The 12,215-nt window shown below is 63.7% G+C and carries 14 protein-coding genes and 1 pseudogene; 11 read left to right on the top strand and 4 right to left on the bottom strand.

Annotated elements, in window-relative coordinates:
- Positions 1-645, top strand: a pseudogene (locus tag ACEN88_RS13750) (hypothetical protein); the annotation flags it as partial.
- A gap of 17 nt (positions 646-662) precedes the next feature.
- Here the strand turns inward: ACEN88_RS13750 and ACEN88_RS13745 are convergent.
- Positions 663-1,076, bottom strand: a complete 414-nt coding sequence (locus ACEN88_RS13745) for an NINE protein (protein WP_413340368.1) — start codon at positions 1,074-1,076, stop codon at positions 663-665.
- Positions 1,077-1,279: 203 nt separating this feature from the next.
- Between ACEN88_RS13745 and rpsP the strand changes: the two genes are divergently transcribed.
- The 10 genes from rpsP (at position 1,280) to ACEN88_RS13695 (ending at position 9,852) form a co-directional block, all read left to right on the top strand.
- Positions 1,280-1,528 carry a 30S ribosomal protein S16 gene (rpsP, locus tag ACEN88_RS13740; protein ID WP_036238507.1) on the top strand — a complete coding sequence of 83 codons (249 nt, stop codon included), beginning with the start codon at positions 1,280-1,282 and terminating at the stop codon, positions 1,526-1,528.
- 65 nt (positions 1,529-1,593) lie between these two features.
- Positions 1,594-2,124 (top strand): ribosome maturation factor RimM, encoded by a 531-nt coding sequence (gene rimM, locus ACEN88_RS13735; protein ID WP_413340365.1) that lies wholly within the window; start codon positions 1,594-1,596, stop codon positions 2,122-2,124.
- 26 nt (positions 2,125-2,150) lie between these two features.
- Positions 2,151-2,912: a tRNA (guanosine(37)-N1)-methyltransferase TrmD gene (gene trmD / locus ACEN88_RS13730; protein ID WP_413340363.1), complete on the top strand. Its 762-nt coding sequence runs from the start codon at positions 2,151-2,153 to the stop codon at positions 2,910-2,912.
- An 89-nt stretch (positions 2,913-3,001) separates the two neighbouring features.
- Positions 3,002-3,385: a 50S ribosomal protein L19 gene (rplS, locus tag ACEN88_RS13725; protein ID WP_056440636.1), complete on the top strand. Its 384-nt coding sequence runs from the start codon at positions 3,002-3,004 to the stop codon at positions 3,383-3,385.
- 60 nt (positions 3,386-3,445) lie between these two features.
- Positions 3,446-4,111 carry a CoA pyrophosphatase gene (locus ACEN88_RS13720; protein WP_413340361.1) on the top strand — a complete coding sequence of 222 codons (666 nt, stop codon included), beginning with the start codon at positions 3,446-3,448 and terminating at the stop codon, positions 4,109-4,111.
- Between the two features lie 78 nt (positions 4,112-4,189).
- Positions 4,190-5,149, top strand: a complete 960-nt coding sequence (locus ACEN88_RS13715) for a CobD/CbiB family protein (RefSeq protein ID WP_413340359.1) — start codon at positions 4,190-4,192, stop codon at positions 5,147-5,149.
- A 113-nt stretch (positions 5,150-5,262) separates the two neighbouring features.
- The gene (locus tag ACEN88_RS13710; protein WP_056129044.1) at positions 5,263-5,607 is read left to right on the top strand and encodes a DUF3579 domain-containing protein; all 345 of its coding nucleotides are present in this window, start codon (positions 5,263-5,265) and stop codon (positions 5,605-5,607) included.
- 62 nt (positions 5,608-5,669) lie between these two features.
- Positions 5,670-6,119, top strand: a complete 450-nt coding sequence (locus ACEN88_RS13705; protein WP_056129047.1) for a CBS domain-containing protein — start codon at positions 5,670-5,672, stop codon at positions 6,117-6,119.
- 67 nt (positions 6,120-6,186) lie between these two features.
- A complete protein-coding gene (locus tag ACEN88_RS13700) occupies positions 6,187-8,919 on the top strand; it encodes a M16 family metallopeptidase (RefSeq protein WP_413340358.1) in 2,733 nt (910 codons plus the stop codon).
- Positions 8,920-9,069: 150 nt separating this feature from the next.
- On the top strand, positions 9,070-9,852 hold the full coding sequence (locus ACEN88_RS13695) for an SDR family oxidoreductase (protein ID WP_371764849.1): 783 nt from the start codon (positions 9,070-9,072) through the stop codon (positions 9,850-9,852).
- Between the two features lie 11 nt (positions 9,853-9,863).
- On the opposite strand, the gene ACEN88_RS13690 is transcribed toward ACEN88_RS13695, so the two are convergent.
- The 3 genes from ACEN88_RS13690 to ACEN88_RS13680 are packed head-to-tail and all read right to left on the bottom strand — an operon-like array spanning position 9,864 to position 12,007.
- Positions 9,864-10,121 carry a hypothetical protein gene (locus tag ACEN88_RS13690; RefSeq protein WP_413340356.1) on the bottom strand — a complete coding sequence of 86 codons (258 nt, stop codon included), beginning with the start codon at positions 10,119-10,121 and terminating at the stop codon, positions 9,864-9,866.
- 23 nt (positions 10,122-10,144) lie between these two features.
- A complete protein-coding gene (locus ACEN88_RS13685; RefSeq protein WP_413340354.1) occupies positions 10,145-10,885 on the bottom strand; it encodes a GntR family transcriptional regulator in 741 nt (246 codons plus the stop codon).
- 54 nt (positions 10,886-10,939) lie between these two features.
- Positions 10,940-12,007, bottom strand: a complete 1,068-nt coding sequence (locus ACEN88_RS13680; protein ID WP_413340353.1) for a flavodoxin family protein — start codon at positions 12,005-12,007, stop codon at positions 10,940-10,942.
- Between the last annotated feature and the right edge of the window lie 208 nt (positions 12,008-12,215).

Below are 12,215 nucleotides of genomic sequence, written 5' to 3'. Positions count from 1 at the left end.
ACCCCCACGACGGCCGCGAACGATCCGCCGGCGGCGCCGAGTCCCACGCCCGCGCCGACACCGACACCGACACCGGCGCCGACACCGACACCGACACCCGCCCCGGCGCCGCAGCCGCCCGACGATCCCGCGCCGCCGACAGACATCGTGCTGGAGCCGGGCTACTCCAAGCTCTATACGACCCTGGACAGCAGCCCGCATTGGCCGGCGTGGAGCCATACGGGCACGGCCGTCGTCGACGGCGTGGGGTGCGCGAAGAACGAGGATTACCACATCCACGCGCTCCTTTCGATCTACCAGGACGGCGTACGGCTCGGCTTGCCGGATTCGATCGGGCGCGGCAGCGGCTGTTCGTACGAAATGCACACCCACGACATCACCGGCATCCTGCACATCGAGACGGATGTGCCCAAGGTCTTCACGCTGGGGCAGTTCTTTGCCTTGTGGGGACAGCCGCTCGGCACCGCGGCGGTGGCGGGGCTGCCCGGCACGCCGACCTATTACGTGATCGACAAGGAACAAGTAACGCGCTTCACGGGCGACCCCGCCACGATCGTGCTGAACGCGCACCGCGAGATCGTGATCGTGACGGGCACGCCGCCGGTGCAGGTGCCCCGGTATGACTGGAGCGCGACCGGCCTGTGAAGCTGATACTGAGCTGGTCAGCCGTACGCGCCGCCCGTGTAGAGCAGGTCGAACAGCCGCGAGATGGTGGCGATGAGTGCCGTCGTGCCCACCAGCATCGTGACCACGACGAGCAGGATCACGAACCAGTGCGACGCGGAGCGGCGGCCGGAGTTGCGGTTGTAGCGGGCATCCCATTTCTCGTCCGGCGTGAGGCCGAGGATCAGTGCTTCGCCGAAGCCGACGAGCCAGGACAGGATCAGGGGCAGCAGGACCCAGAACGGATTCGGCGCGTGGCCGAGGCCGTACACGAGGCCGGCCGCCGGAAGGCTGCAGACGTGGAGCAGGCCGAGGCGGTCGACGCTGCCCTTGAGATAGAAGCGGTGAGCGCCGAGTCCGCCGAGCAGGAAGGCGAGGGTGGTGGCGAAGGTCTTGTTCTTATGTTGCGACATCGACTGTTTGTTGAAAGGAAAGCCATCAGTATCGTCCAAAAGCGGCCGCCATAGTGGCGGAGAGTCGCGAAATCGGCGATAATCTTGGATTCGGCCGGGACTGCGCGCCAGCGTTCTTGGTTTTTATGTAAATGCTTGCTGATGCAGGATAGAGCGCGCTATAATCGTCGGCTTTCTCCGTCCAGCTTACTTTTGGAAATATTATGGTCGTTATTCGTTTAGCTCGTGGTGGTGCCAAGAAGCGCCCGTTCTACAACATCGTTGCAACCGACTCGCGCAATCGCCGCGACGGCCGTTTCATCGAGCGCATCGGTTACTACAACCCGATGGCTTCGGGCAAAGAAGTCGCCCTGAACGTCACCGCTGACCGCCTGTCGTACTGGCAAGGCGTGGGCGCACAGCTGTCGCCGGCTGTTGCTCGCCTGGTGGCTACGCAAAAGGCTGCTGCTTAATACAGCGAAGGTTTTACGGTTTGACAGATTCTGCAGCACATCCTGTATCGGCATCCGCGCAAGCGGTGCCTGACGACCTGATCCAGGTCGGCCACATCACCGGTGCCTACGGGCTCCGGGGCGGCGTTCGCGTGACGCCCTATTCGATGGATGCGGATGCGCTGCTGAGCGTCAAAACCTGGTGGATCGACAAGCCGTCGCTGCGTCCCGTGCAAATGCGGAACGCGAAGTACCACAGCGGCGACGTGACGGCCACGCTGGTCGACGTGACCGACCGCGAAGCGGCCGAGGCGCTCAAGGGTGCCACGGTGCAGGTCTCGCGATCGGACTTTCCGGAACTCCCGGAAGACGAATATTACTGGACCGACCTGATCGGCTTGGATACGGTCAACTTGCAGGGCGAAGCGCTCGGCAAGGTTTCCGACATGATGCACAATGGCGCGCAGTCCATCCTGCGGATCACGCCCGTGCCCGATCCGAACGCCGCTCCCGATGCGAAAGCGCCGGAGCGGCTGGTGCCGTTCGTGGACCAGTACGTCAAGACGGTCGACTTGCAAGCCAAAATGATTACCCTGGACTGGGGCCTGGATTATTGATCCCGTCCACCTGAAGCGAGGTCCCGATGCAGTTTGACGTCGTGAGCTTGTTTCCCGAAATGTTTGCCGCATTGACGCAGTCGGGCGTGACCCGGCGCGCGCACGAGCAGGGCCTGTGGAACCTGTCGATCTGGAATCCGCGCGATTTCACGACGGACCGCCACCGCACCGTGGACGATCGCCCGTATGGCGGCGGTCCCGGCATGGTGATGCTGGCCAGGCCGCTCGAAGCGACGATCAACGCGGCGAAGCAGCGCCAGATCGACATGGGCTTGCCCGCACCGCGCGTCGTGTTCATGTCGCCGCAAGGCAAACCGCTGACGCACGAACGTGTGATGGGCTTGAAGAACGAGCCCGGTCTCGTCGTGCTGTGCGGACGCTACGAAGCGGTCGACCAGCGTTTGCTGGACCGTGTCGTCGACGAGGAAATCTCCCTCGGCGATTTCGTGCTGTCCGGCGGAGAGCTCCCTGCGATGGCGCTGATGGATGCCGTGGTGCGGCAGTTGCCCGGTGCGCTGGGCGACGACGCGTCCGCGGTCGAAGACAGTTTTGTCAACGGCCTGCTGGATTCGCCGCATTACACGCGTCCTGAAGTCTATGAAGGCGTGGCCGTGCCGCCCGTGCTGATGGGTGGCAACCACGCCGAGATCATGAAGTGGCGCCGAAAGCAGCAGCTGGAGGCGACCGCGAAGAAACGGCCGGATCTGCTGGACAAGGCGCGTGGCGCCGGTCTGCTGACGAAGGCCGACGAGCAGTTTCTCGCAACCTTGCAAAAGGTCGCGGAATAAAGGCGGTACCCACCGGGGTACCGCATGTCTAATCCCATCCTCTACCGGGCATCGAACGCGCCGGCAAGATGGTTACAGGAGTCATAAAAATGGATCTGATCCAGCAACTCGAGCAAGAAGAGATTGCGCGCCTCGGCCGCAACATCCCTGATTTCGCACCGGGCGACACCGTTGTCGTCAGCGTCAACGTCGTCGAAGGCAACCGCAAGCGCGCCCAGGCATACGAAGGCGTCGTCATCTCGCGTCGTAACCGCGGCCTGAACTCGAACTTCATCGTTCGCAAGATCTCGTCGGGCGAAGGCGTCGAGCGTACGTTCCAGCTGTATTCGCCGCTGATCGCTTCGATCGAAGTGAAGCGTCGTGGTGACGTGCGTCGTGCGAAGCTGTACTACCTGCGCGAGCGTTCGGGCAAATCGGCACGTATCAAAGAGAAACTGCCGACCCGCAAAGCCGCTACCACTGCTGCGAAGTAATAGCGATTGCGGTAGGGAAAAGGCATCCGGTCGGATGCCTTTTTCTTTTGGAGAAAGCCCTTGGCAAAACTGCATATCGATCCCAAGCGCCTGCCCGTCGACGCCATCGCCGGCGAGCCCGCCTTACCGGCCGAGCGCCTGGACGTCGCCTGGCTGCGCGAACGCCTCGCCCATCCGCCGTCGTGGGTGCCGGAGTTGCCCGAGGACATGCGCCAGCGCTTCCCCACGTTGCGCCGCGCGGCCGTCCTCGTGCCCCTCGTGCGCCGGCCGGACGGCCTCACGGTCTTGTTGACGCAGCGCACCGAACACCTGAGCAACCACGCGGGCCAGGTCAGCTTTCCCGGCGGCCGTGCGGAAGAGGACGACTCGTCGCCCATCGAGACCGCGCTGCGCGAGACGGAAGAAGAGATCGGCCTCACGCGCCGCCACGTCGAGATCGTCGGCGTGCTGCCCGACCACGTCACCGCGTCCGCCTACATCGTCACCCCCGTCGTGGGCCTCGTCACGCCGCCGTTCGACCTCACGGCCGAATCGAATGAAGTGGCCGATATCTTCGAAGTGCCCTTGCGGTTCCTCATGGATGGCATGAACCACCAGATCATGTCGTTCGACCTGCCGGACGGCGCCGGCCGCCGCAGTTTTTATGCGATGCCGTACGAACGCTTCTTCATCTGGGGCGCCACAGCAGGTATGCTGCGCAACTTGTTTCACCTGCTGCGGGCTTGACGAAACGTAGACTCGCGCCGGTCTCTGCGCTACCCTAGCGGGCAATGAAGTAAGGCAACAACGTACAAAGGACCGTGCATGACTTTTTTCTCCATTCTGTGCGCGCTGCTCATCGAACAGCTGAAGCCGCTGCGCGCGGATAACCAGATCTACGCCGAGATCAAGCGCTTTGCCATGAAGATCGAGAGCTGGTTCAATGCCGGCCAGGTCAGTCATGGCCGGCTGGGCTGGTTCCTGATGATGGCCGTGCTGATGGTGCCGACGGCCGTCATCTACGGTGTCCTCGTGCACTACCGCTTCGTGTTCGCCGCGTTCGCCTGGAACGTGCTGATCGTCTACCTCACGCTCGGTTTCCGCCACTATAGCCATTACTTCACGTCGATCCAGTTCGCCCTCAACGCGGGCGACGAAGCGACGGCGCGGACACTTCTGGCCGAGTGGGCCAGGATCGACACGGTCGGCATGGATGCCAGCGAGATCGCCCGCATCGCCGTCGAAAAATCCCTGATCACGACGCACCGCAACGTGTTCGGCGTGTTCTTCTGGTTCCTGATGCCGCTGGGCCCGGCTTGCGCCGTCATGTACCGCGTGTCCGAATATCTCGCGCGCGCGTGGAACGAGCCGGATCACATGCGCAACGAGGCGTTCGGCCAGTTCGCGGCCCGTGCGTTCTACTGGATCGACTGGATTCCCGTGCGCCTGACGGCGATCGCGTTTGCCGTGGTCGGCAATTTCGAGGATGCGATCTATGCGTGGCGCAATTTCGCCAGTCGTTGGACCGACGAATCGAAAGGCATCATCCTGGCCGCGGGCGGCGGCGCGATGGGCGTGCGCCTCGGCAGCCCGGCCGAGAACGCACCGCACGTCCTGCCGGCCGACGCGGCGACGGTCGACAGCACCGCCAGCGAGGACGACATGCTGCCCGGCGACGAGCCGAGCGTGCGCGCACTGCAAAGTACGGTCGGCCTGGTCTGGCGCGCGCTGTTATTATGGATGCTGCTCCTGCTGTTGCTGTCGGGCGCAGTCCTGCTCGGTTGATGTCCATCGTGCCGGTCCGACCAGGGCCGGCACATGGGGCTCGTCCGCAGGTCTTCTATAAGATATAATAGTCGGGTTGTTCTCATCCACGCCTTTGTTTCAGAAGCCGCACTATGGCCGACTCACCGCAAACCGGGAAAGGCGCCGACGAATTCTTCATTCTCGGCGTGACAAGTAAGGGCAGGCAATTCCGCCCGAGTGACTGGGCCGAGCGTCTGTGCGGCGTCATGTCGTGTTTCCGGCCGGCCGGCAGCGGTGGTCCGAACGCCCACCTGAAGTTCTCGCCCTACGTGCACCCGACCGTCGTGAACGGTGTCAAGGCGGTCGTCGTGAACAACGCCCTCAAAAGCATCGAACCGCTCGCTTACCACTTCGTGTGCAATTTCGCCAAAGACAACGACCTGCAAGTCGTCGAGGCGTGCTTCGTCCCACCTGCGGACGAAAAGAAGAAGTCCTGATCTACCTCAAACTCCGATCAATGCACCATGGGTAGCTTTAACGCTTGACGTTGGAGCTCGCCATGGAAGTCGGAAAACTCTGCACGGTCGACACCGTCTGCTGCGCCCGCGATGAAAGCGTGCAGGGCGCGGCCTTACTCATGCGCAAACATCACGTGGGCGACATCGTCGTCGTCGACGACGTCGATGGCGAACGCACGCCCGCCGGCATCGTGACGGACCGCGACATCGTCGTGTCCGTCGTCGCCCTCGGCCTCGATCCGGCCGGCCTGCAGGTCGGCGACATCATGACGGACGACCTGCTCACGGCCGACGAGCACGACGACGTCTCCGTCACCATCGAACGCATGCGCCTGCGCGGCATCCGGCGCGTGCCCGTCGTGGGCGAGGGCGGACGCCTGGCGGGCATCGTCAGCGCGGACGACCTGCTCGGCTTCCTGGCCGAGGAAATGGAAGACCTCGCCCGCATCAGTCCCTACCAGCAACAGCACGAACGCCGGGTGCGGCAATAATGGTAAGCCTGGCCTAAGTACCCGTCTGTTACCATGTCCCGAGGACAACAGTAACTGACGGAGTGACATGAGCTTGACGTTTTTCCAGCGCGGCCTGGCCGCTTATACGGTCGCGGGCGGCCTGACGTTCATCGCGGCCGGCAGCGCCTTCGCCTTCGACCTGCCCAAGGGTGTCGTGCAAGGCCCGTCCGTCGAAGGCATCACGGAATACCGGCTGCCGAACGGGCTGAAAGTGCTGCTGTTCCCCGATTCGTCGCGACCCACCGTCACCGTCAACGTCACGTACCTCGTCGGCTCGCGCCACGAGAATTATGGCGAGACGGGTATGGCCCACCTGCTGGAACACCTGATGTTCAAGGGCAGCCCGAAGCATCCCGACATCACGCGCCAGTTCCAGGACCGCGGCATGCAGTTCAACGGGACGACGTCGCTCGACCGCACGAATTACTACGAGGTGTTCCAGGCGTCCGACGATAACCTGAACTGGGCGCTGGGCATGGAAGCGGACCGCATGACGCATTCCAGCATCGCCAGGAAGGATCTCGATTCCGAAATGACGGTCGTGCGCAACGAGTACGAAAACGGCGAGAACTCGCCGGGCGCCGTCCTCATGAAGCGCATGCAGAGCGTGGCCTACGACTGGCATTCGTATGGCCGCTCGACGATCGGCAACAAGAGCGACATCGAGAACGTCAGGATCTCGAACCTGCAGAATTTTTATCACACGTATTATCAGCCGGACAATGCCGTGCTGCTCGTCGCCGGCAAGTTCGATCCCGCGAAGACCCTGCTGTCGATTAACCGCCTGTTCGGCGCGATCCCGAAGCCGAAACGCACGTTGCCGGAATTCTGGACCGTCGAGCCCACGCAGGACGGCGACCGTACGTTCACCGTGCGGCGCCAGGGCGACGTGCAGATCGTCGCGCTCGGCTACAAGGTGCCGTCCGGCCTGCACGACGACAGCGACGTGCTGAGCTTCGCCTCGACCATCCTCGGCGATTCGCCGACGGGCCGCCTCCACAAGCTGCTCGTCGAGACGGGCAAGGCGAGCCAGGTATTCGCCTATGGCCAGACGGGCTATGCGCCCGGCCTGCAATACTTCGGCGCCGTGGTGAAGAAGGACGCGCCGCTCGAACCCGTGCGCGCCGCCCTCACGCAGGCCGTGGAAGAATTCGCCAAGAACCCGCCGACCCAGGAAGAGATGGAGCGCACGAAGCGCACCTTCCTGAACGAATTCGAGCGCAGCCTGAACGATCCGCAGCAGGTTGGCGTCGCGCTGTCGGAAGTGATCGCGCTGGGCGACTGGCGCCTGTTCTTCGTCGGCCGCGACCGTGTCAACAAGATTACGTCGGAACAGGTTGCCGCGGCAGCGGGGCGCTATTTCAAGCGCGATAACCGCGTCACGGGCGAGTTCATCCCGGACGACAATCCGCAGCGCGCCGTGGTCCCGCCCGCGCCCAGCGTGCAAAGCCTGCTCAAGGATTTCAAGCCGCGGGCATCCACCCTGAGCGCCGAGGACTTCGATCCGAGCCAGGCCAACATCATGAAACGCACGACGCTGACGACGGCGGGCGGCGTGAAACTGGCGTTGCTGCCGAAGAAGAACCGCGGCCAGACGGTCACCGTCGACCTGCGCCAGCACATCGGCGACGAGCAGAACCTGTTCGGCAAGGCGGCGCTGCCGGGGCTGACGAACGCGATGCTGATGCGCGGCACGACGAAGTACGACCGCGTGCAGTTGGCCGACGCCTTCGACAAGCTCAAGATTTCCGGCAGCCTCACGCACTTCCAGACGACGCGCGACAACCTGCCCGAAGCGCTGAAACTCGTCGCCCACGTGTTGCGCGAACCGAGCTTCCCGGCTGCCGAATTCGAACAATTGCGCCAGCAATCGATCGTCGGGCTGGAAGCGAGCCGTAGCGAGCCGACCAACGTGGCATCGCGCGCGCTGAACGAGCATTTTGATATTTATCCCAAGGGTGATATTCGCCACGAAACGACGCTCGAGGAAGATCTTGCGGACATCAAGGGCGCGACGCTGGACCAGGTCAAGGCCTTCCACCGCGATTACTACGGCACGGTACCGGCCGAGATGGCCATCGTGGGCGATTTCGATGCGCAGGCGATCACGCCCCTCGTCGACCAGCTGTTCGGCCGGTGGAAGGCCCCGATGCACGTGGCACCCGTGCTGCGCAAGAACGGCGACATCGCGCCCATCCATACGTTCCTGAATACGCCCGACAAGGAAAACGGCTTTTATACGGCGCGGATCAATGTCGATCTCAACGTGGAAGATCCGGATTACCCGGCGCTGATGCTGGCCGATTACATCTTCGGCGGCGGCGGAATGCGCTCGCGCCTGATGGACCGCATCCGCCAGAAAGAGGGGCTGTCGTACGGCGGCGGCTCGAATCTCGTCGCCGGCGACCTCGACCGTGCAGGCATGTTCGCGATCAGCGCCATCGCCGCGCCGCAGAACCTGGCCAAGGTCGACGCCGCCGTACGGGAGGAACTCCTGCGCGTGCTCAAGGATGGCTTCACGACGGCGGAACTCGCTGGCGCCAAGTCGGGTCTGATGCAACAGAGGATCCAGAACCGTGCCGACGACGGCGCGCTGGCCGCCGGCTGGACGTCGTACATGTACCGCGGCCGCACGTTCGAGTGGTCGGCCGAGTTCGAGCAGCGTTTGATGGCCGTCACCTTGCCCCAGCTGAACGCGGCGTTCCGCAAGGCGATCGACCCCGCGAAGATGTCCGTCGTCATGGCTGGAGACAAGGCAAAAGTGAAACCTGCACCCTGATTGCAACACTCGGCCGTTCATACACTTGCAGAATGGCTGAGAAACTTGGTCAATGCCCGGGACGGGCGCTATCATGTTGCCTGAGCGCAGTATTGCTTGTAGGAAGCAAAGCTTGCGCAAGGATATTGAAAAGGAAGCATGATGAAGGGCATGACCAAGCAGACTCCGAGCGGCATTTCGTATGCAGGCAAGGTAGTGCTGGTAACCGGCGGTGCCAGCGGCATCGGCCGGGCGACGGCGCTGGCATTCGGGCGCGCGGGCGCCTGTGTCGTCATCGCCGACACGTCGGTCGACGGCGGCCACATGACTGCGGCCCTGATCGTCGAAGCTGGCGGCAAGGCGCTGTTTGTGAAATCCAATGTCACGGTCGCGGCGGACGTCGAGGCCTTGATGGACAAGGCGGTCGGCCATTACGGCCGCATCGACTGCGCCGTCAATGGCGCCGCTGTCGAGGAAGAATACCTGCCGCTGGCCGAAGGCGAGGACGACCAGTTCGACCGCATCATGGGCGTCAACGTCAAGGGTGTCTGGCTGTGCATGAAGAGCCAGCTGCGCCAGATGCTCAAGCAGGAAGGCGGCGGCGTGATCGTCAACATCGCGGACGCCGGCGGTCTCGTGGCGGCACCGCACCGCGCCATCTATTCGGCGTCCAAGCACGCCGTCGTCGGCCTGACGAAGAGCGCGGCCGTCGAATACGCCAAGGACGGCATCCGCGTCAACAGCGTATGCCCGGGCGCCGTCAAGACCCCGATGCTGGCGCGCATGCTCGAGCGCGAGCCGGGGCGCGACAAGAAGCTCAAGGCGGCGCATCCGATGGGCCGCATCGCCGACCCGTCCGAGATCGCCAACGCGGCGCTATGGCTGTGCTCGGAGCAGGCGTCGTTCGTCACCGGCCACCAACTGGCCATCGATGGCGGCCTGACGGCGATCTGACGGGCGCTTGCCTACCGTTTCTTGTGGGTAGCGCGCTGTTGCTTCGCTTGCGTGCTCACCCGGGCCTGGCGTGCCTTGTATAACGCCACGGCATCCTCGCGCGCACGCGTGAGCGTCCGCATTTCCGGATGGTCGTCATGCGGCGAAAAATACTCGGCCGCCTGCGCGTCGACGACGAGCTTGATGGCGGTGGCGTCGTCGAGGTCGTACAGCTCGGTCAGCAGGGTGGCGACTTCGTCGAGATAGGCTTCGTAGGTCAGGTTGGTCATGGCGTTGTTGTTGTAAAAGTTGATCAGCCGGCGCTCAGCTCGGCCACGAAGTCGTACATGTCGCCCCGAAAATAGGAGCGGCAGAATTCCACAGCCTGGCCGTCCGGCAGAAAGCCCAGCCGTTCCACGCACAGTCCCGCATCGCCTTCCTTCGATTGCAGCAGCTTCGCCTGCTCGGCGTTCAGCAGCAGGGCGGACAGGCGCTGCAACGCGCGCACAGGACGCTTGCCGTTCGCTTCCAGCGCTTCGTACATCGACACGTCCACCGCGTCCAGCGAGGGCAGGGCGGACGCGGCAATGGTCGCGTATTCCAGGCACATCGGCATGTCGTCGGCGTAGCGGATGCGGTTGAAGCGATAGACGGCGGCGCCCGGCGACAGGCCGAGACGCAGTGCTTCTTCCGGCGTCACCAATCCTTCCGAACGCTTGAGCCAGACGCTGCGCGGCGTGCGGCCGCGCGAGCGCATGTCTTCCGAAAACGACGTCAGCTTGGCGAAATTCTTTTCGATGCGCGTGTTGATGAAATTGCCGGATCCCGCGCGGCGCACGAGCAGGCCTTCCCCGACGAGGCCGTCGATTGCCTTGCGCACCGTGATGCGCGAGATGTCCAGTTCGGCCGCGAGCTGGCGCTCGGCCGGCAACGCTTCCGCCGGGCCGTAGACGCCACGGTCGATCGCGTCGCGCAGGGCGCGCTGCAATTGCTGGTAGAGCGGCAGGTTGCTGGTGGCGGAAAGCTGATGCATCAGCTGCGCGAGGTGGGACATGCGGCGGGGTTCATTGGCAAGCGATCCCGGGATGATACCAAAAAAAGACCGCCATCACTTCGGCCGGGGATTGGCCAGCTTCCGGTCCGGCTGCAGCAGCTTGCCCGAGCGCACCGCCGCGACGGCCGCCGACACGGAGCGCGCCACGTTGCGCACCTCTTCCTGGAACGCCGTGTCCTTGTCGAGCGTGTCGTGGCTTTCGGCATACGATTCGTAATAGCCGACGTAGCGGTCGAGCAGGGCGGCGGGACCCGCGTCGATCAGGCCCATCCAGTCGAGCCAGTCGGACAGCGAGCGCCGCGTCGATTCGATGCCGGCCACGTCGCCATGCACGACGAGGCCGTAGGCGCGGCCCGCGAGATGCTTCGGATAGTCCCAGTCCTGCTCCAGCGCCTTCGCTTCTTCCGCCTTCTTGCCGTGCGTGGAGGTGGGATCGGGGTTGCCGCCGTCGGCGCACACGAGCCGGTCGATCATCAGCTTCAGCACCGATGGCGACTGGTACCAGTACGTGGGCGTGAGGATGATGACCCCGTGCGCGGCCACCCAGCGCTCGTAGATCTCGTTCATCCAGTCGTTTTCCTGGTTCAGCGAATGGTTCGGGTAGCAGCTGCACGGCCAATGGCACAGCGGCATCGCCGTCGACACGCAGGCCTTGCACGGGTGGATGTGGCGGTCGTAGTCGGAAATGAGGCGCGACAGGTCGAGCAGATCCGTCTCGATGCCCTCGCCCGCGATGGTGGCCTCGCACAGCTTCGCGAGCCGCCACGTCTTCGAGATCTCGCCCGGGCAACTGCCGTCGTTGCGCGCCGCGCCATTGATCAAGAGGATGCGGCGCGGCGTCGCCGGATCTTTCTGGCGGGCCTCGGCGGCCAGCAGGCGGTCGTGCGCCTCTTTCCATTCGACGGATAAGTCGTAGTCCGGGTCGGCGAACCCGGGGCCGGCCTTCACCGTGATCGGCGCCTTGTGCGAATCAATGTAGGCGCGCCACGCGACCTCTTCGACGGCCGCCAGTTCTTTCGCGACGGCCTGGTAGGCGGGATCGTAGAAGTCGCGCGAAAAGACGAGATGAAATTCGTCGCGGTTCAGCTTCGCGGGCGCCTGGCCCTTGCGTACGGTCGTCATGGCAGCCCTTTCCAGAAGAGTTGCGGCGATTATCGGCCGCATGCTCCGGCTCTGCCCGTACGGTAATTCACACAGACGAAAAAAAGCGGCGCGAACCATAACTCCCCGCGCCAAACAATTCGGGGTCAGAGCCTGAGCCTTCCCCTCAAATTTTTGTTGTAAACAGCTTGGGAAGCTGTTAACTTTCAATCCCAAAAACGGCGCATGC

It is taken from the genome of Massilia sp. CT11-108 (assembly GCF_047302915.1).
In the GTDB taxonomy this organism is placed as follows: domain Bacteria; phylum Pseudomonadota; class Gammaproteobacteria; order Burkholderiales; family Burkholderiaceae_D; genus Telluria; species Telluria orientalis.
The sequence above is the reverse complement of the archived record's forward strand: the minus strand, read 5'-3'. Positions and strand labels throughout refer to the sequence as shown.